At 44.8% G+C, this 24633-nt stretch carries 26 protein-coding genes; 13 read left to right on the top strand and 13 right to left on the bottom strand.

The genetic code is table 11. The annotated features are described in order from the left end of the window. Nucleotides 1-24: 24 nt before the first annotated feature. Nucleotides 25-834, top strand: coding sequence for a MetQ/NlpA family lipoprotein (locus NB504_RS05010; protein ID WP_013857385.1), 810 nt, complete (start codon nucleotides 25-27; stop codon nucleotides 832-834). A 93-nt stretch (nucleotides 835-927) separates the two neighbouring features. Here the strand turns inward: NB504_RS05010 and NB504_RS05005 are convergent, their stop codons facing one another. Together NB504_RS05005 and syd are read right to left on the bottom strand one after the other, a co-directional pair. Next, nucleotides 928-1704, bottom strand: coding sequence for a Zn-ribbon-containing protein (locus NB504_RS05005; protein ID WP_088728698.1), 777 nt, complete (start codon nucleotides 1702-1704; stop codon nucleotides 928-930). 2 nt (nucleotides 1705-1706) lie between these two features. Further along, a complete protein-coding gene (gene syd, locus NB504_RS05000; RefSeq protein ID WP_170894836.1) occupies nucleotides 1707-2252 on the bottom strand; it encodes a SecY-interacting protein in 546 nt (181 codons plus the stop codon). Between the two features lie 98 nt (nucleotides 2253-2350). On the opposite strand from syd, the gene queF reads away from it, so the two are divergent. From queF to xni, 5 genes are all read left to right on the top strand, one after another. Next, the gene (gene queF / locus NB504_RS04995) at nucleotides 2351-3196 is read left to right on the top strand and encodes an NADPH-dependent 7-cyano-7-deazaguanine reductase QueF (protein ID WP_013857388.1); all 846 of its coding nucleotides are present in this window, start codon (nucleotides 2351-2353) and stop codon (nucleotides 3194-3196) included. Between the two features lie 14 nt (nucleotides 3197-3210). Next, on the top strand, nucleotides 3211-5478 hold the full coding sequence (locus NB504_RS04990) for a lipopolysaccharide assembly protein LapB (protein WP_194545201.1): 2268 nt from the start codon (nucleotides 3211-3213) through the stop codon (nucleotides 5476-5478). A 109-nt stretch (nucleotides 5479-5587) separates the two neighbouring features. Further along, nucleotides 5588-7144, top strand: a complete 1557-nt coding sequence (locus NB504_RS04985; RefSeq protein WP_258428411.1) for a GGDEF domain-containing protein — start codon at nucleotides 5588-5590, stop codon at nucleotides 7142-7144. 301 nt (nucleotides 7145-7445) lie between these two features. Continuing rightward, nucleotides 7446-8813 (top strand): nucleotide 5'-monophosphate nucleosidase PpnN, encoded by a 1368-nt coding sequence (gene ppnN / locus NB504_RS04980; RefSeq protein ID WP_017044198.1) that lies wholly within the window; start codon nucleotides 7446-7448, stop codon nucleotides 8811-8813. A gap of 132 nt (nucleotides 8814-8945) precedes the next feature. Further along, nucleotides 8946-9731, top strand: a complete 786-nt coding sequence (gene xni, locus NB504_RS04975; protein WP_258428410.1) for a flap endonuclease Xni — start codon at nucleotides 8946-8948, stop codon at nucleotides 9729-9731. Nucleotides 9732-9775: 44 nt separating this feature from the next. Here xni and rlmM read toward each other — a convergent pair whose 3' ends face one another. The 6 genes from rlmM to pomA form a co-directional block, all read right to left on the bottom strand. Then, the gene (gene rlmM, locus NB504_RS04970) at nucleotides 9776-10867 is read right to left on the bottom strand and encodes a 23S rRNA (cytidine(2498)-2'-O)-methyltransferase RlmM (RefSeq protein WP_258428409.1); all 1092 of its coding nucleotides are present in this window, start codon (nucleotides 10865-10867) and stop codon (nucleotides 9776-9778) included. Further along, nucleotides 10864-11262, bottom strand: a complete 399-nt coding sequence (locus NB504_RS04965; protein WP_258428408.1) for a DUF423 domain-containing protein — start codon at nucleotides 11260-11262, stop codon at nucleotides 10864-10866. Before NB504_RS04965 ends, rlmM begins: the two co-directional genes overlap by 4 nt. Next, nucleotides 11252-12163 carry a transcriptional regulator GcvA gene (locus NB504_RS04960; protein ID WP_026027676.1) on the bottom strand — a complete coding sequence of 304 codons (912 nt, stop codon included), beginning with the start codon at nucleotides 12161-12163 and terminating at the stop codon, nucleotides 11252-11254. The genes NB504_RS04965 and NB504_RS04960 overlap by 11 nt, the downstream gene beginning before the upstream one ends. Nucleotides 12164-12539: 376 nt before the next feature. Continuing rightward, nucleotides 12540-13988, bottom strand: a complete 1449-nt coding sequence (gene thiI, locus NB504_RS04955) for a tRNA uracil 4-sulfurtransferase ThiI (RefSeq protein WP_258428407.1) — start codon at nucleotides 13986-13988, stop codon at nucleotides 12540-12542. Nucleotides 13989-14150: 162 nt separating this feature from the next. Further along, nucleotides 14151-15095: a flagellar motor protein MotB gene (locus NB504_RS04950; RefSeq protein WP_017044193.1), complete on the bottom strand. Its 945-nt coding sequence runs from the start codon at nucleotides 15093-15095 to the stop codon at nucleotides 14151-14153. Nucleotides 15096-15106: 11 nt separating this feature from the next. Further along, nucleotides 15107-15871 carry a flagellar motor protein PomA gene (pomA, locus tag NB504_RS04945; protein WP_017045579.1) on the bottom strand — a complete coding sequence of 255 codons (765 nt, stop codon included), beginning with the start codon at nucleotides 15869-15871 and terminating at the stop codon, nucleotides 15107-15109. Between the two features lie 353 nt (nucleotides 15872-16224). On the opposite strand from pomA, the gene xseB reads away from it, so the two are divergent. From xseB to dxs, 3 genes are all read left to right on the top strand, one after another. Then, nucleotides 16225-16467: an exodeoxyribonuclease VII small subunit gene (gene xseB, locus NB504_RS04940; RefSeq protein ID WP_010319093.1), complete on the top strand. Its 243-nt coding sequence runs from the start codon at nucleotides 16225-16227 to the stop codon at nucleotides 16465-16467. A 148-nt stretch (nucleotides 16468-16615) separates the two neighbouring features. After that, on the top strand, nucleotides 16616-17500 hold the full coding sequence (gene ispA, locus NB504_RS04935; protein ID WP_013857402.1) for a (2E,6E)-farnesyl diphosphate synthase: 885 nt from the start codon (nucleotides 16616-16618) through the stop codon (nucleotides 17498-17500). 19 nt (nucleotides 17501-17519) lie between these two features. Further along, entirely contained in the window at nucleotides 17520-19403 is a 1884-nt protein-coding gene (gene dxs / locus NB504_RS04930; RefSeq protein WP_258428406.1) for a 1-deoxy-D-xylulose-5-phosphate synthase, read from the top strand. Nucleotides 19404-19528: 125 nt separating this feature from the next. Here dxs and truC read toward each other — a convergent pair whose 3' ends face one another. Next, nucleotides 19529-20251, bottom strand: a complete 723-nt coding sequence (gene truC, locus NB504_RS04925) for a tRNA pseudouridine(65) synthase TruC (RefSeq protein WP_064624677.1) — start codon at nucleotides 20249-20251, stop codon at nucleotides 19529-19531. Continuing rightward, the gene (locus NB504_RS04920; RefSeq protein ID WP_088728693.1) at nucleotides 20245-20565 is read right to left on the bottom strand and encodes a YqcC family protein; all 321 of its coding nucleotides are present in this window, start codon (nucleotides 20563-20565) and stop codon (nucleotides 20245-20247) included. Before NB504_RS04920 ends, truC begins: the two co-directional genes overlap by 7 nt. A gap of 122 nt (nucleotides 20566-20687) precedes the next feature. On the opposite strand from NB504_RS04920, the gene NB504_RS04915 reads away from it, so the two are divergent. Both NB504_RS04915 and NB504_RS04910 read left to right on the top strand, forming a co-directional pair. Continuing rightward, nucleotides 20688-21731, top strand: coding sequence for a DUF3549 family protein (locus tag NB504_RS04915; protein WP_258428405.1), 1044 nt, complete (start codon nucleotides 20688-20690; stop codon nucleotides 21729-21731). An 11-nt stretch (nucleotides 21732-21742) separates the two neighbouring features. Beyond that, the gene (locus NB504_RS04910; protein WP_017045584.1) at nucleotides 21743-22042 is read left to right on the top strand and encodes a DUF3301 domain-containing protein; all 300 of its coding nucleotides are present in this window, start codon (nucleotides 21743-21745) and stop codon (nucleotides 22040-22042) included. On the opposite strand, the gene NB504_RS04905 is transcribed toward NB504_RS04910, so the two are convergent. Next, nucleotides 22002-22514 (bottom strand): GNAT family N-acetyltransferase, encoded by a 513-nt coding sequence (locus tag NB504_RS04905; protein WP_013857407.1) that lies wholly within the window; start codon nucleotides 22512-22514, stop codon nucleotides 22002-22004. The genes NB504_RS04910 and NB504_RS04905 overlap by 41 nt on opposite strands. Before the next feature lie 868 nt (nucleotides 22515-23382). On the opposite strand from NB504_RS04905, the gene NB504_RS04900 reads away from it, so the two are divergent. After that, complete coding sequence (locus NB504_RS04900) at nucleotides 23383-23670, top strand: hypothetical protein (RefSeq protein WP_013857408.1); 288 nt, start codon at nucleotides 23383-23385, stop codon at nucleotides 23668-23670. A gap of 7 nt (nucleotides 23671-23677) precedes the next feature. Then, on the top strand, nucleotides 23678-24127 hold the full coding sequence (locus NB504_RS04895; protein ID WP_026027673.1) for a YaiI/YqxD family protein: 450 nt from the start codon (nucleotides 23678-23680) through the stop codon (nucleotides 24125-24127). A 51-nt stretch (nucleotides 24128-24178) separates the two neighbouring features. On the opposite strand, the gene ykgO is transcribed toward NB504_RS04895, so the two are convergent. Both ykgO and NB504_RS04885 read right to left on the bottom strand, forming a co-directional pair. After that, the gene (gene ykgO, locus NB504_RS04890; RefSeq protein ID WP_010319082.1) at nucleotides 24179-24304 is read right to left on the bottom strand and encodes a type B 50S ribosomal protein L36; all 126 of its coding nucleotides are present in this window, start codon (nucleotides 24302-24304) and stop codon (nucleotides 24179-24181) included. Between the two features lie 3 nt (nucleotides 24305-24307). After that, complete coding sequence (locus NB504_RS04885; protein WP_010319081.1) at nucleotides 24308-24562, bottom strand: type B 50S ribosomal protein L31; 255 nt, start codon at nucleotides 24560-24562, stop codon at nucleotides 24308-24310. Between the last annotated feature and the right edge of the window lie 71 nt (nucleotides 24563-24633).

Here is a 24633-nt window from a genome sequence, read left to right as displayed (position 1 = left end):
TCGTTTTATAACAAGGAGTTAATCATGAAATTTAGCCTTAAAGCTCTACTTACCCTCGCCGTTAGCGCTTCAGCACTCGTGCTGGCAGGCTGTGGTGAAAAAGCGGTCGACAACAATAAAATCAAAGTGGGTGTCATTGCCGGTGCTGAAGCACAAGTTGCTGAAGTTGCAGCAAAAATTGCAAAAGAAAAATACAACCTAGATGTAGAACTCGTAACGTTTACCGACTATGTTACCCCTAATGCGGCACTGGATGATGGTTCGATTGATATCAATGCATTCCAACACAAGCCATACCTTGATCAACAGATCGCTGACCGCGGTTACAAATTAGCGATTGCCGGTAACACCTTTGTTTACCCGATTGCTGGCTATTCAAAACAAGTGAAATCGGTTGATGAGATTCAAGATGGCTCTCGTATTGCGGTACCTAACGATCCAACCAACCTTGGTCGCTCTTTACTGCTGCTAGAACAGCAAGGCCTTATTACTCTACGTGACGGTGCAGGCCTGCTGGCAACGGTACGTGATGTGGTCGCCAACCCAAAAAACATCACTATTGTTGAGTTAGATGCCGCGCAACTGCCTCGTTCACTTGACGACGTCACGCTCTCTATCATCAACACGACCTACGCCAGCTCAATCAATCTAACGCCTGAAAAAGATGGTGTGTTCGTTGAAGATAAAGAGTCACCTTATGTCAATATCATTGTTTCTCGTGCAGAAAATCTGAATGCTGAAAACGTGACTAACTTTGTTAAAGCCTACCAAACAGAAGAAGTGTACCAAGCCGCTTCGAAAATTTTTGACGGTGGCGCAGTAAAAGGCTGGTAATTAATAAAGCTATTACCTGTGCAAAAAGCCTATAAAAATAGAAAAGCCGATACGCGATGTATCGGCTTTTTCGTATCAACAACACGCACCTGTTTACTTAATATGATCCCAAGACATATTGGACACAATACGGCATGGGTCGCATTTAAAATGGAAAATGTCGTGCAGCGGTTCATCGAGTAGCCACTCTCCCCCACATTTCGGGCATTTTCTGGCTTGTTCGTCCGCTAGGCTCTGGCCGCCAACTCGATACTGATAGTAATAAGTAGGGACGTGGGTCAAAAACTCAATTCGTCCTCGTAAATCCCATCCTCTAATAAACAGCACACTGTCCACATCGCAAATCTCGTGCAGTGCAGCGTGTTCTGCTCGGCAACCACCCGCCATCTGAAGTTCATCACACGCCTGCCACTCTGTTTGCCATTTGATCACTGCTTTATGATCGCCATTTAAGGTCGCAGAATTACGATATAAAGGGATCGGCAGCAATGTGTCACCACTGCGCAGCGGAGAACAAGTGTGTACATAAGTGGTGTAAAGTATCTGCCAGCTAGGCAAAACATCATCAGCGGCTTGCTCGGAATTAAGATCGCGCCCCAACAAACGGGCTTTCGGAGCCAGCAAACTAGCCTCCGTCAAGCGACTCAGGCACACCCTAACAAAATCAGAATGATACTTAGGGTGTAAGCTTTCTTGCTCTGGGCAAACCACCCGCACAAAGAACTCGCCCTCTCCCATCACGATGGGGAATTCACGCCCAAGCACTTGACCGTTATAGCGTAAAGCATCCATTAGGCCATTAATCGCTTTATCTACCGCCGAGATAGTCGTGTTATCAAAACACTCAAACTGCAATTCAACCACGTACATCGTTACACCACAGGTTCTAAATTAGCGAAAAACTCGGCCACACTTTCGGCCAGCACGTCGCGTTTATCGGTACCTAAACGTTCTAAAATCACATGTCCAGAAAGGTTACAGATCGAAATCACATCCATCTCCGCATCGGTTGCACCAATAAACACGGTTGGTTTGAGTTTTAGTCGGCGCTGAGTCACCAAATGACCGAGGATATTTTCCTGCAAACGAATAAAATCATCCTCACTCCACACTTGCAATAGAGCGAGCTCGTTGCCTTGCCATTTAGCTGGCATGTCCGCACAAAACTGTACGCCATAAAAGGCTTTAATATCAGAATGTAGAGTCAATTCAATCGCTGCTTCTACGTTAGAAAAATCAGCTGCAACCGATCTGACGACGGGTTTCCACAGCACACGGTCTTGGTCGTTCATCACTGCGCAAGGGGAATCCAACTCAGCCAACTCATCATTACGAGGAGACTCGCCATGCTTTGTTTGGTAAGCGTCAAGATAACGTTGAGTAAATGAAAGTAAGGCTTGCTCGGCAGTTTGTGCCATGAAGTGCTCCAAAATTGATGAGTCGCTGCCTTGTGTGATGACAGCAACCCTAGGATTGCGTAAAATTCTGCTTATTCTAATCGAATTGACGTGAAAGTATGAGCAAATATTCCGATGCCAAAGCGCTGGCAGGGTTAACCCTTGGCAAAAAAACCGACTACGCCAAACAGTACGATCCAAGCTTACTGCAACCTGTCCCTCGTAGCTTAAACCGTGATGATCTGCATTTGGGGGATAGCTTACCGTTTAAAGGCTGTGACATTTGGACTTTGTACGAGCTCTCTTGGCTCAATGAAAAAGGGTTACCACAAGTGGCAATTGGCGAGGTTTCTATCCCTGCGACAAGTGCTAGTTTGATTGAATCTAAATCCTTTAAGCTCTACCTCAATAGCTATAACCAAAGCAAAATAGCCAGTTGGGATGAAGTAACGCAGCGCTTAACCAACGATTTATCGGCCTGTGCCGGCGCGCCAGTTAGTGTCACTCTCAACCCGGTGACCGATTACACTGGCCAAGCGATTGTAACTATGCAGGGTGAATGCATTGATGGACAAGATATTGAGATTGAAAGTTACCAATTTGATGCCAGCTTACTGAAAAGTGCCGCGCGTGGTGAGCAAGTCAATGAAACACTGCACAGCCATTTACTGAAATCGAACTGTTTAATCACCAATCAACCCGACTGGGGCAGCGTCGAAATTCATTATCAAGGTCAACAAATTGATCGAGAAGCACTGTTACGTTATCTCGTCTCATTTCGTGAACATAATGAGTTCCACGAACAGTGTGTAGAGCGCATCTTCACCGACATTATGCAATACTGCCAACCGACACAGTTAACAGTATACGCTCGATACACTCGCCGCGGCGGTTTGGATATCAACCCATTTCGCTCAACCGAACAAGAACGGCCAACACATAACCAACGTATGGCCCGTCAATAAGGATTAGCATTAGGATGATCAACGTGCGCTGGACACTTTTGCTCAGTTTAACTCTGGCTCTGTTTTCATTGGCTTCACAAGCCACTATCTACTCGTCGCCAATGTTAAATGAAGCCAATGGGTTGATTGATATCTCACCGAATCAAGCCAAAACCCTAGCCACTGAGTATCTGACTCAGCGCAAGTTGGCCGAAAAATCAGAAAAATCATCATCAGTGATGGCGCGCGATGAAAGCGACAGTCGGATTCGAACACCGGGCAGCAGCGTTGATGCGTTAAAGATTTTAGCCAAAGCAGAGTTCCAGTTGCACAATATGGATGCCGCACTGGCCGCGTTAAAACTTGCTGAAGAGCTCACGCAACACTATCAATTGCCTTATTTAGCCACGGATGTACAAATACTCAAAACTCGTCTAATTTGGCTCAATAATAATGATGCAAGCGCCGCTCGGCAGGCGCTACGCGCGATCAGCATTCAATATGATGCCATCAAAAATGCGGATCAAGTGGCAAAAGGTCTCGATTATAAAATTACCCTGCTCAAAGCAGAAATTGCCTCAAAAGCCAATGATATCGAACTGGCCAATAAGCTTTTTGCTGACCTAAAGCCTTACATTGATTCGATCTCCTCACCGAAAACCGTGATTGAATATCAGATTGTTATTGGTCAACATTTTCTCACTCATGGCTTTTACAATCGTGCTTTATCTGAGTTGCTAGTTGCCTATTGGGGCGCGATTGAAAACAACTCAAGCGCCCTACTCGCTAAAACCAATACCTTACTGGCTCAGCTTTTTTTTGAAAGAAAAGTGCTCGATAAGGCTTTAGAGCATTTGTCTCAAGCCGCCGATTTTTATGACGGCTATAACAAGTCGCCAGCCTTGGCTGATGTATTGCAACGTATGGGCGATGTCTATTACCAGCAAGGTAAATACAATCTAGCGCTCGTTCACTACTTCAACGTGATCGATCACGAAACGAGCCGCAATGATCTGGAAAAAGTCATTGAAGTGCGTATTAGTTTGGCGGCGACCTATCTTAATCTCTATAACTACCCATTAACTGACCAATATCTCACTCGCGCTGAAGACTTGCTTGAGCTGAAAGATTATCCTCGTTTAAAGGCACAGGCTTACTTACTGCATTCAGGATTAGCCTTTCACCAAAAGCAAGCCGATGTGGTCATCAGCAACGCTCAACACGCCTTAAGCGTTGCTAAAACGATGCAAGATGAAGAGATTGAAGAGCATGCCTATCGGTTACTGGCCTTGGGTTATGAGCAAAACGGTCAGTACGCACAGGCCTTAGAGAACATAAAACGCAGCAATGCACTATCGCAAATACGCCAAGAAAAACTCAATCAGATCAGTGAAGATGCTTTTCGTCAACAAAAAGAGTTTGTAGAACAAACCTTACATCTGGTCGGGCAAGAAAAAGCGCTGCTCAAAACTCAAGAAGAGTATAATAAGTTCAAAAAGATCGCCTTTATTCTGTTTATTATCTCCATTATTTTATTTTTACTGCTACTGCGTAGAGGCTACCTTATCCAGTTGCAAAATGAAGAAATCGATGAACTCAACAGCACGCTCTTTACCCATTCTCGCTCTCGCTTGCGTAACTTGCGCATGCTCAATGCTAAGCTTCCTTCAGCGATGCAAAAAAGCAGCCGTCATTTTGAGCCGTGGTATATTGGTGAACTCATCCACGAGCCACTGAGTGATCGCCTCCGCTTTGTGATGATTGATATTCCCTTTCTGCGCAACATGTACTTAGAACATGGCTATTCAGCTGGCTTAGAATTGGAGCATCAATTTGGTCAGTTTTTAAAATCGAAAATCAAAGAACCGAATCGGATTTATCACTTTTCAGATTCCAATCTGCTCTATATCGAACCGAATGCCGATCGCAATACACCGCCTGAAATCGCATTCGATCAAATTCAGCAATGGATAGATGAATTTCAACCTGAACGTCGCTTAAACCGTACAATACGGATGGGCATCGCCGACTACCCATTTTTGCCAAGAGCTTATATGGCGATTAATGATAAAGAGCTGCTCGATATTCTGCTGATGGCAACCAACACGGCTCGTGAGCTAAGTATGAGAGAAGGAGCAAGCCATTGGGTCTACTTAAAAGCGATCGATAACGCTCCAGCCGCTAGTTTTGCCTCCAACAATATTCGCAAATCATGCAAGCACGCCATCAATCAAGGGTTGATAAAAGTGCATTCTTCTTATAAGAATGAGGAGAGCATCAAAAAACTCCTAAAAGATGGGTAATTACTCGGCATTCAATGTGTTAAAGCAGTGACGTGGGCAATTAATTTGTTATTATCGATAAATCAATTAATAGGATCCTAACGATCCTCGCAGTTTAGTTTAGTTGTACATGGGCGCTCTCGAACAGGATATTCAAACACAGTTACAGCAGCTGAAAACTCAGTTGGAACAGGTTCGTTTGACACACAGGGACACTTCGTTCAAATTTAAACGAGAACATACTGTCCTAAAACGGATCGTCGCATCATTAAGCTTGGCGTGTCAGGGCAATGATCATCAGCTAAATATTAATTTATCGGATCTTCGTGAAGCTCTAGAGCAACAGAAAGACGTAAGCACGCTCATACCTCGCTTAGCCGTATTGGAGCGCATGTTGAAGCAACAAACTTTGGTTATGGAAAAAGAAAACTCTCATTTGGACTCTCAAATCAAACATTGTGGAGAAACATTACTTCGCGTTGCTGGCCTACCCGCCAAACTTAAGCGTGATTTGCGTGATCTGCTCAGTTTTTCAGAAGCTAAGCCTAAAGCCGACCAAGCGATTCAACTGCTTGGGATTTATGAACGTGCAATCAAAATAATAACAGCGAACCCAAACACGGCCATCAGCGAGCTGCATGTCGCGGATAGAGAGCTATTGACCAAGCTATCCGATGAACTGCAACACCTGATCACTGAATTGGATTTTGAAGGCGAATCAGGGGAACTACTGGTAGATATTCGTGCCAAGCTGTTGATTGGCGTATCGACATCAACGCTCTTAGAGTTGACGTTAGAGATTCTAAAACTGGTGATTGATGGCACCAACAGTGAGCGCAAAACATCTGAGAAGTTTTTAGAACAGGTCAACTCATCACTCACAAAACACATTAAAAGTAGCACTCACAACGCAGACCAAAGCCAGAGTTACTTTGAACATCGCCAAGAGATGAATGCTGAACTCGCCGCTTTGATTACCCAAAGCCAAACTCTAATCAAAGATTCTGTGGCGATTGACGATCTTAAGCTCTCCGTTTCACCTATATTATGCGAAATGGCGTCACTTTCTGAACGCTTAAGTCATGCAGAGCAACGCGAGCAGGCACTGATTGAACGCTTAAATTATGGCAAAAATCAAATGGAAGCTCTGTTTGAGCTCACCCAAGATTATCGCCGTAGATTGGAAGATCAGTCTCAGCGCTTGCTGCTTGATCCACTAACAAAAGTCTATAATCGCACCGCCTTTAATGACCACCTTGAGCTGGAATATCGGCGCTGGATAAGAGCTCAACACACTTTCCGAATCGTAATCTTTGATATTGATAAGTTCAAAACTATCAACGATAGCTTTGGCTATACGGCAGGTGATAAAGCCCTTAAAATTATTGCCCGCACCATATCCAAAGAAGCATCCGATACGGATACCGTGGCACGTTTCTCTGGTGAAGAATTTATTATTTTACTTCCCGATCAAGAAGATAATCACTGTTTCAAGCTAGTACAAAATATTCAACGTAATGTGTCTAAACTGCCTTTCAAGTTCAGAGACAAGAGTATTACGATTACACTTTCAGCCGCGAGTACCTGTTTTAAAGACTCCGATACACCAGAGGAAGTACTTGAACGTTTACGCCGCTCGTTACTAGAAGCCAAAAGTTTCGGCCCTAACCAAGTGGTTTGGAAATAAACACAAGTCCAGATCGGATGTAGACAAAAGAAACCCATTCAAATCGCGGCCTTAACTGGTCGCTATTTGAACAAAACCAAACTAAAGCGTGCTTAACATCACACTCTGCTTGCATAAACATTTCCTAACAATCGAGAAAAGAACTAGATTGATACTGTAATTTCAATCAGTTATGTCGTCCTATCGCACATCCGCCACTAAACGAACCATGACCTATACTCCATACTAAGCGGGTATATATAAAAACCAACTTTAGTCGTAGCGTGGACATTTTCCTTACTTCTCAACTAAGGAGGCCAGTATGATTACTCATATCAGCCCTACAGGCAGCATGGATCTGCTTTCTCAACTTGAAGTTGAGCGTCTAAAAAAGACCGCGTCGAGCGATCTATATCAACTGTATCGCAACTGCACTTTGGCGGTACTTAACTCGGGTAGCCATACGGATAACTCAAAAGAACTTCTTGAAAAATATAAATCTTTTGATGTCACTGTCATGCGCCGTGAACGCGGTATCAAGCTAGAGCTGACGAATCCACCAGAACATGCCTTTGTTGATGGGCAGATCATTAAAGGAATTCAAGAACATCTGTTTTCGGTCCTGCGCGATATCGTTTATGTCAACATGCATCTGGCGGATAATCAGCGCCTAAATCTCACCAATGCCATTCACATCACCAACTTAGTATTTGGTATTTTGCGTAATGCCAGTGCCTTGGTTCCCGGTCTTGAACCTAACTTAGTAGTTTGTTGGGGTGGACACTCGATCAACCCTACTGAGTACCAATATACGCGGGAAGTGGGCCATGAGCTGGGCTTGCGTGAACTGAACATTTGTACAGGCTGCGGACCAGGCGCTATGGAAGGGCCAATGAAAGGAGCCGCTATTGGACACGCTAAACAGCGCTATACCGCACAACGCTATCTTGGCTTAACCGAACCATCGATCATTGCCGCCGAGCCACCAAATCCGATTGTGAACGAATTGGTGATTATGCCGGATATTGAAAAACGCCTAGAAGCTTTTGTGCGAATGGCGCACGGCATCATTATTTTCCCCGGTGGAGCAGGAACAGCGGAAGAACTGCTGTACATTTTGGGTATCATGATGCACCCAGATAACGCAAGCCAACCAATGCCAATTGTACTGACTGGTCCAAAAGAGAGCGAAGCCTACTTCCGTTCAATCGACACATTCATTGCCGAAACATTAGGTGAAAAAGCACGCCAACATTATCAAATCGTCATTGATGATCCAGAAAAAGCGGCGCGTATCATGAGCCAAGCGATGCCGCTGGTTCGTCAGCATCGTAAAGATAGTGGTGATGCTTATAGTTTCAACTGGTCCCTCAAAATCGAGCCTGAGTTCCAACTGCCTTTTGAACCGACTCACGACAGTATGGCCAACTTGGATTTACACCTAAACCAAAAACCAGAAGTACTCGCTGCTAACTTGCGTCGCGCCTTCTCTGGCATTGTCGCTGGTAATGTGAAAGCGGAAGGCATTCGAGAAATTGAACGTCACGGCCCATTCATCATTGATGGCGATGCCCAATTGATGAAAAAAATGGATCTATTGCTAAAAGACTTCGTTGCACAACACCGAATGAAGCTGCCCGGCGGCAGTGCTTATGAACCTTGCTATAAAATTGCAACCAATAACCATTAACCATTAACCATTAACCATTAACCATTAACCATTAACCATTAAAGGCAAAAATAACTTATGCCGGGGATGAGTGGCAATATTAAGTGAGATCATTACAATAAGGGCTTATTAAGCCCTTATTTTTTGGTCGTTATGTCTTTACACCTTGTCATCATTGATGCTTTGAATTTGATCCGTCGGGTGCACTCCGCACAACCCGATCCTAACGATATGGCAAGAACCATAGAGACAACCTCGCGCACCTTGCACCGTATCATCAATGAAGCTCAACCGACCCACATCATCGCCGTGTTTGATCATCACTTACAAGACCGGGGCTGGAGAGCACAACTTCTACCGACTTATAAGCAGAACCGGAAGCCGATGCCAGAAGCACTGCAACTTGGCTTAGACGCCATTCAGCAAGCATGGTGGGAATTAGGGATTGATTCACTGCTCTCGGAAGGTGATGAAGCCGATGATTTGGTGGCCACCTTAGCCACGAAAGTGGCAAGCCACGGTGAAAAAGTAACGATCATTTCAACCGATAAAGGCTACTGCCAACTGCTCTCTCCCACTTTACAAATTCGTGACTACTTTCAACATCGTTGGTTAGATCAACCCTTTATTGAACAGGAATTTGGCGTAAAGCCGAGCCAATTAACCGATTTTTGGGGATTAACGGGCATCAGTTCAAGCCAAGTTCCCGGCATTGCCGGCATTGGTCCCAAAGCGGCAAAAGAGATATTAACGCAATTTCCCGACATCGAAGCGGCCTATGCCAGTGCTGATTTGGTGAAAAAATATCGCAAAAAATTTGATGAGCAGATCGATATGGCGCGTGTCTGCAAACACATTGCCACACTAAAGACCGATATAGAGCTCGGTTTTAATTTGCAAGACATTCGCTTCTCAGCGCAAGTACCGCGTCCAGAATAGCAAAACGCTCCTAGATAGGAGCGTTAAATTAAATTATCGAACCGTTAATGCGGAGAGATGTTCGACAAGCATTGGACATGCACTGTGATCTCTTCACGATCATGATACAAATGCTTTGCCTGCATGCGGAACTTTACCTCATTTTTAATCAGAAAAACTTTCAGATTTTCAATATCTTGTAAAACTTCGTCATAGCGCCCTTTCATCGGCAGCTTTAGGTTAAAAATAGCTTCTTTAGCCCAACCTTTGAGGATCCATTGCCCCATTAAATGCGCAACACGAGCTGGCTTTTCAATCATGTCACACACAATCCAAGTCACGTTTTTGCGTGGCGGCTCAAATTTAAAACCATCCTCGGCGTGATGTTTCACTTGTCCTGTGTCCATCAAACTTTCAGCCATTAGACCGTTGTCGATAGCATGAACAAACATCGAACGTTTCACCAGTTGGTAAGTCCAGCCCCCCGGGCATGCACCCAAGTCTACCGCCCACATTCCCGGAGCCAAACGTTCGTCCCACTCTTCACGAGGAATAAACACATGGAAAGCCTCTTCCAACTTCAGAGTGGAACGACTTGGCGCATCGGCTGGGAATTTCAAACGAGGAATACCCATGAAAAAAGGCGAGTTATTGTTGGTGTACGAATACCCAACGAAGCAGTGTCCGGGTTGAATAAAGCAGACATGTAGCACAGGTCTCTTCGCCGACTCTTTGTTAGACAGAATCCCCTTGCCACGTAACGCTTGACGCAATGGTACAGTAAACTTACGACAAAATTTGAGCAACTCTTTCGCTTCATTGGTATCTGGCGTTTCAATGCGAATGTCACCACAACGCGGAAAACCCTCAAGTTCGGCGAGTTCAGATAAGATAGGCGAAATACGATCATCTTTAGGTAAATCGCTAAATTCCGCCGCTACCGCAAACATCTGACGAGCAAAAATAAGCGATTGGAAATCGATCTCTTTAACCAACTTATCAGCATCACCGGCCTGATAGCACTCAAACAAAACGTAACCCGCATTGTTTTTCAAACGAGGAAAACCAAAAACCTCTAGCTTAGTCGCTTTATCTTGGATCTCTCCGGCACACTCTTTTTCAAAGCCTGCACGACAATAGAGCATTACGTGTTTCACTGGTCCACCTCTTGAATATTAAGTGCTGCATAGCCAAACACTCCCCACCCTAGCATAAAGAACACGCCACCAAATGGCGTGATCGGGCCAAACCACTTGATGCCCGTAAGTGCTAAAGCGTAAAGACTGCCGCTAAAACAAAAGACGCCGATGATAAAGCAAATTGCCGCAATGAAAAAATATTTTTGTGCTTTCGATCCCAAACGACAACGCAGCAAAATACCACACGCTAATATGGCTAAAGCGTGAATCGATTGGTACTGCACTCCCGTTTCAAACACCGAAAGCAAGTAAGGAGTTAAATACGCTTTTAGGCCGTGCGCCGCAAAAGCTCCTAGAGCGACACCAACGCCCGCCATAAAAGCCGCGATAGTGAGCAATAACTTACTCTTCATCTAGCAATACCTCTTGTTCCCTTCTGGCTTTTTTGAGCATCCAATCACGGAAAGTGGCGATACGCCCCATATCGGCCTGCTTCTCGTGACAGACCACATAGAAAGCATTTTTAGTCATCAACACTTCGTCAAAAGGCGCAATCAAGCGACCCGCTTCCAATTCAGGCTGAGCTAGCACGTTATTCCCCAGTGCGATACCTTGCCCATGCGCCGCCGCTTGCAGCACCATGGTCGAATGGCTAAAGATGGGGCCGTGGTTGACATTCACCCCTTCAAGATCGTTCTCTTTGGCAAACTGTTTCCAGTCTTTACGTGAAGTATCGTGTAGCAGAGTATGGCGTGTTAGATCGTCCAGTGTTTCTAAAGGTTTAGGGCCTAGCAGCAGTGAAGGAGAACAAAGCGGGATCAAAAACTCTTGATACAACTTATCCGCGCGTAAACCAGGCCAGTTACCTCGTCCATAATAAATCGCCACATCCACATCATCGGTTAACGAACCTTCATCCATATCAACCGCTTTGATACGCACATCAATATCCGGCTCTTGCTGGTTAAAATCGGCCAGACGCGGCACGAGCCACTGAATTGCAAAACTCGGCGGTAAACTAATGGTTAATGCCCCTTTCTCACTTCGCTCTAGTACCTTATCGGTGGCTTCAGAGAGTGCGGTGAAGATATCTTTAATGTCGAGAAAGTAACTTTGCCCTTCTTCTGTCAATAGCAGAGAACGATTACGACGGCGAAATAGCTTTAACCCTAAAAATTCCTCTAACGCTTTGATTTGATGACTGACTGCGGCTTGTGTCACAAATAGCTCTTCCGCAGCGCGAGTAAAACTCAGCTGGCGAGCTGCCGCTTCAAACACTTTCAGCGAGTTTAATGGTGGCAATCTTCTGGACATAGGTACACTCAAAAATTAGATTAGTTTTTTTAATCTGAAACATTATAAATTGTCCATTGCCGAGCGGCTAGAGAAATTCTATATTTCACCCCGCAACAAGGCCTGAACGGCTTGATTCAGTTATGAATCAATTGGCTTTTGTTGCGATGTTGTGTTTGCAAACTCGTATTTCGAGTGAGGTAGAATTCTACCATCCTGTTTTGTGCAGTTATCCCCTGCACCAAAACATATACTTCCTGTATTTATTGTTTGACCTGTCTGTCAAATTCTTTAGCACCGCCCTTGGGCGGTGTTTTTTTATGTCTGTGATTAAGTCGGAGCCATAAAAAAACCGCTCACGAAAACGTGAGCGGTCGATTCTGTATCGAGATAACGATTAAGGTCGATATACCTTGATGTTGTTAAAGCCTTGCTCTTTCAAATACAGAGCTTGAAGCCGGCTCATCACACCGCGCGCACAATATAAGAGATATGTTTTCGATTGATCCAAATCGCCAAACTGAGTCGATAGCTTGTAGAAAGGTAAATGTTTTACTTCCACTCCTTCAATCAGCAGTGGCTTATCATCTTCTTCATCTGGGCTACGAATATCGAGCACCACCGCATCTTTTTCGATTGCGGCAACTTGTTCAACTTCAGGCGCTTGCTCTTGGCTCTCTTTCTCAATATCACGAATATCCATTTGACGAGCGTTGTAAACTACGTGCTCCAGGATTGAGAAATCAAACTTCGCTTCTTCGGCTTCTAATTTCGCTTTCACCGCTTTAACTGTTGGGCTTTTTGAAATAACCCCACAGTATTCTGGCATCGTTTTGGCGAAATCTTCTGTTCCAATCTCGCGCGCCACTTTAATAATCTCTTCTTTGTCCCAGTTGATGAGAGGACGTAAAATTAAAGTATCTGTCACACCATCAATATGACGAAGATTAGTTAGAGTTTGGCTCGAAACTTGACCCAACGCTTCTCCGGTCACTAAAGCTTCAATATTTAACTTATGAGCTATCATGCCTGCGGCGCGCATAAACATACGTTTTAGCACCACACCCATTTGGCCATCGTCTACTTTTTCTAAGATTTCAGCCACCACAGGCTCAAAATCGATCGAGATAAAACGCACTTTGGCTGAAGAACCGTATTTATTCCACAAATAATGGGCCACTTGCTTTACACCAATTTCATGCGCAGGGCCGCCTAAATTGAAGAAGCAATAATGCACTTTTGAGCCACGTTTGATGTGTAAATAGCTTGATACACCCGAGTCAAAACCACCAGAAATCAAACTCAATAAATCTTCTTGAGTGCCAAGAGGGAAACCACCTAAACCTTTATAACGGGCAATCACTTGATTGAGCAATTCATCGGCTATTTCAATGTTGATGGTAACGTCTGGGTTTTTAAGTTGAACTTTTGCACTCTCAACTGCTTGGTTTAAACCACCACCAACATAACGCTCAACATCGATTGAGGTAAAATCATGCTTTCCTCGACGCTTAGCACGCACAACAAAAGTTTTTCCTTCGATGTTATTACGGCTGAGCGCTAACACTTGCTCGTAAATGTCATGCATATCCTTAAACTCAGATTGCTGCACTTCGAGCACTTGCTGGATGCCAGGAGTATGAGTCAGAATTTCAAGGACTTCTTGATAGTATTGGTCACTTTGCGCAGCCACTTCAATGTGATCGCGACGGTTAAATACCGCGACCGACTCTGTTCTTCGTTTGATGATATTACGAATATTGGACTCTAAAATTTTTGTAAAGCGCTTGCGTACTGAGTCACTTTTAACAAAAATTTCCGGATGGGGCTTAACAATAAATTTCATAGTTCTATTCGCAATCTGATTGGGCAACGTGGTGAATCAATGGGTCGCATTCTACTTGCTACTGATACACCGCTAAGGGCGCAGGATTATACACGAGGTCATAACCATAAAAAAGACGAGCCTTAGCGCTCGTCTATGTGTTTTTGCATAATCCAACGTAACTTACTGAACGGATGGAACTTCATCACTGTACAGCGGTTCACCTTGCATGATACTGATTTCTACTCGGCGGTTGCGTGAACGTTCACTTTCCGTATCGTTAGAGCCGACTGGGTCGGTATCGGCCATACCACGCACCCTGAGTCGTTGATGAGAAAACCCACGAACCTTTTCCATCTCTTGCGCCACAGAAACCGCTCGTTGAGCCGAAAGATCCCAGTTTGAGCGATACAATTCAGAATCGACACTTTGATTGTCGGTATGGCCAGAAATACGCACAATGCCCGGCACATCTTTAACCAGATCGGCAATTTGACGAACCAATGGACGAAACTTAGGTTGTAGAAATGCAGAACCTTCGGGAAACGCACCTTTTTCACGAATACGGATCACCAATTGCTGACCTAAGTTTTCAACTTCAATAGCGCCTTGTTCGATTTCTCTTGCTAACGCTTTTTTGATGTCCTGTTCAACAATTTCCATCTCTTGCGACATAGATTCTGCTTGCTGTTGTTGCATTTCCGATTGAGTATTTTGATTATTCTGCGTTGAAGTTTCAGGGGATTGCCCCCCCGTCAATTGACCTTCTTCACGCTGAACACCACCCGCTCGATCTGAATCCCCTTCTTGAAACTCAAGTGTCTGCTGCGTGATATCAATGGTTTGTTGCATGATGACATCAATCGGTGTCGGTTCGGGGCGGCCTGGGCGAAACTCTTGTGCAATGATGCTTGTCCCTTTAGGAATGTCTTTCACTTCCAAACGATTTTGCACACCAAAAGCAAACTTCATCGAGCCCGCTATCTGTTTAAACTTCAGTACGTCCATCTCGGAAAAAGAGAGCAGTAGTACGAAGAAACACATCAACAGCGACATTAAATCGGCAAAGGTTCCCATCCACAACGGCAAGCCGGGAGGTGGGCATTTACAGCCTTCTTCATCATCCATTACAGGCTCCGTTATTCGCTATCAACATCTAAAACACGCTTGCCTTCATTGAGGTAGTTTTTCAGATAACTATCAATGACCCGTGGGTTTTGTCCATCCTGAATAGCCAGAACGCCATCCATGATTAAACGGCGGTTAAGCTTTTCTTGATCTCGGCGCAAAGCGAGTTTGTCTGCAATCGGGAAAAAAATCATGTTCGAGAGAACAGCGCCGTACAAGGTAGTTAATAAGGCAACGGCCATGGCAGGGCCAATTGATTTAGGGTCATCCATGTTAGACAACATGGCAACCAAGCCCACCAAAGTACCAATCATGCCCATTGCTGGCGCTACGTCACCAAAGGCACGAAATACACCAGACCCTTGAGAATGGCGCTCATCGGTTAATACAATGTCTTTTTGCAACGCAGAACGCACCACGTCAGCATCATGGCCATCCACCAGCAAATCGATCCCTTTTTGCATGAAGCTATTAGTAATTTCCATCTCTTCTAACGCAAGAAAGCCGCCTTTACGTGCCGCATCCGCCATTTCCACGATTTTTGCGATCAAATCTTCAGGCTCATCAGCTTTAAACATAAAAGCCTTACCTGCGACTTTGGCTGCACCAAAAAATTGTCCCATCGTGAATTTCATCAAAACAACAAAGGTTGAGCCCCCCACTACGATCAAGATAGATGTGACGTCGAAGAACATCATCAGGCTTCCGCCTAAAATCATCGCCATGATAACGAAAGCGAGGCCTCCGATCAGGCCTATCAGCGTTGCTAAATCCACAAAGCACTCCTCATGCTGCTTACCCGCGATAATGAGTTTAAACTCGTTATCGGCAATAGATTCAAATCTTTAAGTAAATTATTGGATCATACCGAAATTCTCTCTATTCAGTTTATACCTAAACTGAGCAAAGATGCACTGTTGCCAGCACACTGATATGGCCAAGATTCTGAGTCACCGTCACTATTTCAGTAAATATCGGTCTGGTTGCTAAGTATCGTATTATTATTTTTATTATTTGTGATAGTGACAGTTCCAAAAGAGGGACTTTTCAGACAAAAATCGTTGGTTAAATTTGACCATCACTACGCCCTAAGGTAACTTTCGTGCATATTTACCAAGATAAAAAGATTATGGCGAGCAAGAAACCTGAAAATATGTCCTTCGAAGCGACAATCGAAGAACTTGATAGCTTAGTGGAACAGCTAGAAAATGGCGATTTAGCCTTAGATGATGCGCTAAAAAAATTCGAGCGCGGAATATCCCTTGCTCGTGCTGGACAAAGTAAGTTAAGTGAAGCGGAACAGCGAGTCAGTATTTTGCTCAGTGCGAGCGATGACGCGCCACTCTCTGACTTTACTGAACTACCTGAGTAATAGGCACGTATTACTGATACATACTTATTACTGACTCATATTTATCGATCTCATCGCTCGCTATGTGACATGAACCTGTCAATTAAGTCACAGGGAAACGGTTGATCGTAACCTAGTAGATACCACAACTTAGTAGAAAGAGTGCCCTATGATTGAGGCTCTGAGCTCCTATCAGCAAAGAAATATTGACCAATTAAACCTTTGGTTAGGCCGTTTACCGCACCAAAAACAACCGTTGATTGACGCGATGCGCTACGGTTTGTTACTTGGCGGCAAAAGAGCTCGACCTTATTTGGTGTATATCACAGGGCAAATGCTTGGTTGTACGCCAGATGAACTCGATACCCCAGCCTGCGCAATAGAATGTATTCATGCTTACTCATTGATCCACGATGACCTTCCCGCGATGGACGACGATGAATTGCGTCGCGGTAAAGCCACTTGTCACATCGAATTTGACGAAGCCATCGCGATTTTAGCGGGCGATGCCCTGCAAACACTGGCCTTTACTATTTTGGCAGAAGGTCAACTCGCCGAACATGCGCAAGTCAACCGCATTAAAATGGTCCAAATGTTGGCTCAAGCTTCCGGTGCTCAAGGTATGTGTATAGGGCAAGCGTTGGATCTGCAAGCAGAAAATCGTCTGGTCTCAGTGCAGGAATTAGAAGAGATCCATCGCAATAAAACGGGAGCCTTGATGCGTTGTGCAATCCGTTTAGGTGCGCTTGCGGCTGGTGAAAAAGGGCTTGCGGTACTACCACAATTGGATCGCTATGCCGATGCCGTTGGTCTCGCATTCCAAGTTCAAGATGATATTTTGGATATCGTTAGCGATACCGAGACATTAGGTAAACCTCAAGGCTCGGATCAACAACTCAATAAAAGTACCTACCCAGCGCTGCTAGGGTTACAAGGTGCTATTGATAAAGCACAAAGTCTGTTACAGGAAGCTCTTCAAGCCTTGGAAGCAATACCCTACAATACAGAATCACTCGAAGAGTTCGCCCGATACGTCGTCGAGCGCAAGAACTAAACTATAAGCGCGCAAAATTATGACTCTTGATATTTCAAAATACCCAACACTGGCTTTAGCAAATACACCCGATGAACTGCGCAGTCTGCCGAAAGAGGTTCTGCCAACGTTGTGTGATGAATTAAGAAACTACCTTCTTAATTCCGTCAGTCAGTCGAGTGGCCACCTTGCGTCAGGCTTAGGCACGGTTGAATTAACGGTTGCCCTACACTACGTCTATAACACCCCTTTTGATCAGCTGATTTGGGATGTAGGCCACCAAGCTTACCCGCACAAAATATTAACTGGTCGCCGCGAGAAAATGTCGACCATTCGTCAAAAAGACGGTCTTCACCCTTTTCCTTGGCGTGAAGAAAGTGAATATGACACGCTCTCTGTCGGCCACTCGTCCACCTCAATCAGTGCCGCCTTAGGGATGGCGATCAGTGCAGGTAAAGAAGGGAAAAATCGCAAAGTAGTGGGCGTAATTGGTGATGGTGCTATCACCGCAGGCATGGCCTTTGAAGCAATGAACCATGCTGGCGACGTTCATCCGGATATGTTAGTCGTGCTCAACGACAACGAAATGTCGATCTCTGAAAACGTCGGCGCACTGAATAACCATTTAGCGCAACTGCTTTCCGGTAGCCTTTATACCTCGATCCGTGAAGGGGGCAAAAAAGTGCTCTCTGGCATACCGCCTATCAAAGAGCTGGTACGCCGCACAGAAGAGCACTTGAAAGGCATGGTCGTACCCGGCACCTTGTTTGAAGAGCTTGGATTTAACTATATCGGCCCAGTCGATGGCCATGATGTGATTGAACTTATCAAGACATTACGCAACATGCGCGAGCTCAAAGGCCCGCAGTTTTTGCACATCATGACCAAAAAAGGCAAAGGCTATGAGCCCGCAGAAAAAGATCCGATTGGTTACCATGGCGTTCCTAAATTTGACCCGAGCCACACTAGCCTGCCAAAAAGCAGCAATGCTAAACCTACTTTTTCTAAAATCTTTGGCGATTTTTTATGCGACATGGCCGCGCAAGATCCAAAATTAATGGCGATTACACCCGCGATGCGCGAAGGCTCTGGCATGGTTCGCTTTTCAAAAGAGTTCCCACAACAATATTTTGATGTGGCGATTGCTGAGCAACATGCCGTCACCCTTGCGACAGGTATGGCGATTGCGGGAGATCATCCGATAGTGGCGATCTACTCAACCTTTTTACAACGGGGTTATGATCAACTGATCCACGATGTTGCCATCATGAATTTACCGGTTATGTTTGCCATTGACCGTGCGGGATTAGTCGGAGCTGATGGCCAAACTCACCAAGGTGCGTTTGATTTAAGCTTCATGCGCTGCATTCCCAACATGGTGATCATGGCACCCGCCGATGAAAATGAGTGTCGACAAATGCTCTATACCGGCCATAAACACACCGGGCCAAGCGCAGTGCGTTATCCTCGTGGCAATGGCATGGGGGTCGAAATCCAAACCCAATTTAGTGCGTTAGAGATTGGCAAAGGACGCATTATGCGCCAATGTGACACGGCTATCGCGAATGAAAAAATCGCGATCCTCAACTTTGGCTCTTTCCTACCAAACGCGCTTGAAGCAGCCGATAAGCTAAATGCAACAGTGGCTGACATGCGATTTGTTAAGCCCCTTGATGAAACACTCATTCGCCAACTGGCTGCGCAACATGATGTGCTAGTGACCTTGGAAGAGAATGCGATTGCAGGTGGTGCGGGTGCGGGTGTCATTGAATTGATGATGAAAGAGAAAATCCTAAAACCGGTACTCAATTTAGGTTTGCCTGATCAATTCATCGCTCAAGGCACACAAGAAGAGCTGCATGCAGAATTAGGTTTAGATGCCAAAGGCATCGAGCGTTCCATTCAAGAGTATTTAGCAAAGTAGCGAGCGTTTTATAAGCTGTCGGTTTTATGAACTGAAGGTTTTTATGAACCGAATAGCTCAATAAGCTACACCACTTTCAGTTACATCCCAATACTCAAAACCCTCGCATCGCGAGGGTTTTGTTTTTATATCGGCTGGCTCCATTCAAACTGAGTAAACAGCCGTTGCCATACCTCATCAAAACCAGCTTTAAGCACTAATGTTTGGCCAGTAAACGGATGAGTAAAACGTAATTCAGAGGCATGGAGCATCAGACGCTGCGCGTCATAATGATCGCGAAATAGGCGGTTGTGCTTTCCATCACCATGAGTGGTATCACCAATAATCGGGTGACTCAAATGGTGCATATGACGACGCAACTGATGTTTACGGCCCGTTTGCGGTTTCATTTCCACCAAACAGTAGCGGCTGGTTGGGAAACGCCCGGTTGAATACGGCACTTCTACTGTCGCTAATGGTTGATAAGCGGTGATCGCTTCTTGGGCTTCTTTATCTTGTTTGGCAAACTTATCGGCAATTTTATCTAGCTCGATTTTGAGTGGGTAATCAAGCACATCCCCTTGTTCAATCCAACCACGCACAATCGCATGGTACGTTTTTTCCATTTGATGGTTGGCAAACATCGGCATCATTTGTGCCGCCACTTCACTGGAGAGCGCAAACACAAGCACGCCAGAAGTTGGCCTATCTAATCGATGTAGGGGAAACACATGCTGGCCAATTTGATCGCGCAGCGTTTGCATCACAAATTGCGTTTCGTGTTTATCTAGCCATGATCGATGCACCAGCATTCCTGCGGGTTTATTCACGGCGACCAAATCATCGTCCTGATACAGAATCTCTAACATGGTTGGCTTACCTCATCAATCAGGCGCAGTAGCGCAATCACCTCAGCCAATTCCGCTTGATGTTGCCATGCCTCTTCAAAATAGGGAGTGAGCGAAAACCCTTGAGGAAGCTCTGCTTGCTGCTCAATTGCCAATAACATTTTGGGGATGAAAATCCACTGTAGCCACTGCTCCGGAGTGAGGGTATCGATGGAGAAAGGCTCTGTGCTCATCAATGCGCTTTCGCTTGGCGGCTGAGATTGCCAGCACTGAGAATTGCGTAACTGAGTTTCTAGTTGCTTCAACAGGTGGGTAAGTTCTGTGCTTACTGTCATTATTCACCAAGTTAATTTGCTAAGTGACCTTGAAAATGGGCTATAGAGTACCATTTATTGTTCAAAGAGAGTTATTGATCAAAAATAGTTATTCAAGAACACAAGTTAAGGCCACTTTATCCATGGATACCATTCATACGCTTAGCCAATTGCTCACCAATAGTGGTAGCCAATATCGGATCTTTGATTTAGGAAGACGCATCTGCCCGATTGAAAATACACACTTTTCTCAAGTAGAAAAAGGTCAACAACCGTATCCCTATCCATTGCAGCGTCATGCTCATCTTGCCATCGCGTATTGGAACCAAGCCCAACAACCTTGGATCTGGTTTCTTAAATTCTCTTTGGATGAACGCGGCCTACTCAAACAAGCTGAGATAGGTAACTTCATCAAGTTTGTACTTGAAGCGATGGGGTCACGTTTGCATCAAGACCTCAGCGATGAGCAGCAGCAAAAGCTTGCCAATAACCCTTATACCTTTAAACCGAGCGACGACAAAATGGCGGTATTCCACAGCCAAATACGCGCCCAGTTGAACCTACCATCAAGCCAATATTATGAGCATGCGCAACACTATTTTAGTGGGGATTTAGGCTGGGAAAACTGGCAGACGGTCGGCTTACAAGGCATTACTGATATTTGTGCTCGTTTAAGCAAAGAACAAAATGGCGTGTTATTAAGGAAAGCATTAAACCACCTCCCCGCTCAGCCTTTGTATGCCCTGCTGGGGGCGCTCGAACATAGTGCACCGTTGAATGATAAGTTGGCGCTGCGTTTGCAAGAGATGGCAATGCTGCACATCGAAAGCCACGAACCTGATCTGTTCTTACTCTCTGCCTTAATACGAGCCTTATCAGGTGCGAATAATGCACTCACCGCGACCTTGGTTGAACGTATTCTGCAAAGCCCACGCTTGAGCCATCAAGAGATATTAATTGCCATTGCAGGGCGCTCGTGGCATGTATTGTCTAACCCATTGCTTGCCGAAACGTTTTTATTACGCTTGGCGCAAACAGGCAATCAAGCCCTCTTTAACCAGCTCTTTGCGGATTTAGTGATGCTGCCAGAACTGCGAATGGTACTGCTGCCACTGCTGCATTCTAGCCCTTCGTTCGAATTAGCCGATGCCTTAATTCGCTTACAGCAAGCGACCAAAACTCAATAACTGGAATGTTTATGCTAGGCGATCTATTGGCTATTTTATTACTCAGCTTGGGCTGCTTTCTTTTCTGGCAACAGCGTCGCCAAGCCGAATTGGCAAAAGCGGCGATCAGTCGAAAATGCGAACAACTCGACTTACAGCTGATCAGCGTTGCTTTTGGACGCCACAAATTCAAAACGCCAGAAGGACTCTGGCGTTGGCATACCGTTTATTGGTTTGAGTTTTCTGCACTAGGTGACGACTGCTACCAAGGTGAATTACAAATGATAGGCTTTAGGCCATCTGCTTTTCATTTGCCGCCTCATCGTATGTAAACTCAAATTCCCAATAAGGGCCAAAAACATCTTCTTTCTCACCCAACAGCTCAAAGCCGAGTTTTTTGAGTACCGCAATAGAGGCATGGTGGCCAATATTAGCAGTGGCTGTGATTTTTTGTCGTTGCAATTGATAGGCTGCTTTAGGTAAAAAAGCCTTCAATGCCTCAGTTGCAATGCCTTTGCCCCAATACAATTTATCAAACAGAAAACCGAGTTCTGCTCGCTCTTCGTCAAGTTCAATGAACAAATGCCCCATGTATTCGCGGTTGTAATTATCTAACACCGCCATTGCGTACAAATGAGGATCATGAAGCACTCGTTGAAAAAGCTGTTTTGCTGAAGCGACCGTTTTAGGGCCATTCATCTGTGCCCGATTTTTGGCGCAACAATTGAGCATCAAAAAATCAGACTCTAACGAATCGGTGTAAGGGAGAAGAAGCGTTCTTCTTGTTACGGTTGTCACGTACAATCCTTGTTAGCCGCAAAATAATACCGAAAGACTCAACTAGGCTCAGGGCAATACGCCTTAGCCCAGATAAAATCTGGTACTCTATTTTTGCAAAGAAGCCGAAAATTAAACCAACCGAACGATGAGGTAATTGATCTAGATTGTTTTTTTGTTGTTATTATTTTGCTGCACTTATCATATGAACTTTTTTTGAAGCAACAACACGCTAAAGCCAGAATGCAAGTAATAAGAAAAGCCTCAACACGCATGTGTCGAGGCTTAAAGTCTTACTCGCAGCAGTCCAGCTACTAAATTGTGTGCTCCATGCATCATCCATAATAGTGGCCAATTCTTCGGCTCATCCTGCATCGCCATCCTAGCGGTGTCCAAACTTTCCATGGTACTAACACTCCGGTCAATACTCATCACTTGTTCCTTGAGCGGTGTCCATAACATCATCCTGATGTTGTCCTGCCTTATCCACAAGGTGTCCATCGCCAATCCATGCAGCTCGCATCCTGCCAACTGTTGTATCCTTACGCTGTCCTAGCATCCTGCGTGGTTATTCTTCGTGAACAACCTTGTCTTCTTCCTGAAGAGACCAAACCTTGGTGCTTTGTAATTCCTTGTCAGAATCCTTCCGACAGGGTTCAATTTACTCGTTTGGCTTTAAGAAACAATCACCTAAAAATATCATTTTAAAAAAAACAACCTAAAGAAATAGATATATTAATTAAAAACAAATAGTTATAAAAAAATCACCACCAAACACTGCGTTAAACACTGTGATTTCTTACAAACAATGTGCGAGATCTCTTACATCACTTCGCCACTTTTGCTCTTGGTAAATAAAAGGTAAGATCACAGCAACTCACAAAAAGGACAACCTATGCTCACAAAAGATGTCACTCAAGAACTAGAAAGCATCTTGACTCTCTTACAACAACAAGGAAAGGAACCGAGTGTGGCCTTAGTAAAGTCACGTCTTAGCACCTCAGTGCCAATGCCAGCCTTGATTGCAACCATCAAAAGTTGGAAAAATGCACACCGAGTTCCCAAAGTAGAAGTGAGCGTTAGTACGGAAAATAGCGCGAACAAGGTAGCCGAACTTGAAACGCAACTAGCCGCTTTGTCAGCCCGAGTAGCAGCCCTAGAGGCACAACTAACCGAGAAGTAATTGAATGATGAAAATTTGGGTGGACGCCGATGCATGTCCGAAAGTAATTCGTGAAACCATTGTCCGCGCAGCCGAAAGGACGGGCGTTGAATGTACTTTTGTGGCCAATCATGTCGTTCCGATTCCGCAACGATCCAACATTCGTTCACTGCAAGTCCCCAGTGGTTTTGATGTTGCCGATAACGAAATCGTCAAACGGGTAGAAGTGGGCGATTTGGTAATTACTTCCGATATTCCGCTGGCCGATGAAGTGATAACCAAAGGTGGCTTGGCACTCAATTCTCGTGGTGAGCTGTATACCAAAGAGACCATCAAGGCTCGCCTCAATATTCGAGATTTTATGGACACAATGCGATCAAGCGGTATCCAAACTGGCGGACCAAGTGCGCTTTCTCAAACAGAACGACGCGAATTTGCCAACCATTTGGATCGCATTTTGGCTAAAGCGAACAAATAACCACGTTTTGACGGTTGGACAATCACTAGCCTGTCCAACCGTTTCTCTTCATTAGCGCTGAACCGCCTTAAATCTTGGATTGGTTTTACAAATTACATATAAACGACCGCGTCTTTTGACGATTTGACAATCTGGATGACGTGATTTTGCGCTTTTTAATGAACTTAATACTTTCATAGTTTACTCCTTACCAAACTGAGCAAAGCGACGATTGAAATTCGCCACTCGTCCTTCTTTTTGAACAACTCGCTGCTTACCGGTGTAATACGGATGCGATTCAGACGACACATCTAAGGTGAAATAAGGATAGGTGTTGCCATCTTCCCACTCGATCGTCCGATCAGTTTTTAGCGTTGAACCCACAATAAAATACTTATCCACACTGGTGTCGTGGAAAACCACTTTTTGGTATGGCGGATGAATTCCGTCTTTCATCAATTTCCCCTCACTTAAATTGTTATGTTATAACATGCCAATTAATAATCATTACCAAGAAGAAAAGCAAG

The organism is Vibrio sp. RM-69-4, assembly GCF_024743775.1.
In the GTDB taxonomy this organism is placed as follows: Bacteria; Pseudomonadota; Gammaproteobacteria; order Enterobacterales; family Vibrionaceae; genus Vibrio; species Vibrio anguillarum.
The sequence above is the reverse complement of the archived record's forward strand: the minus strand, read 5'-3'. Positions and strand labels throughout refer to the sequence as shown.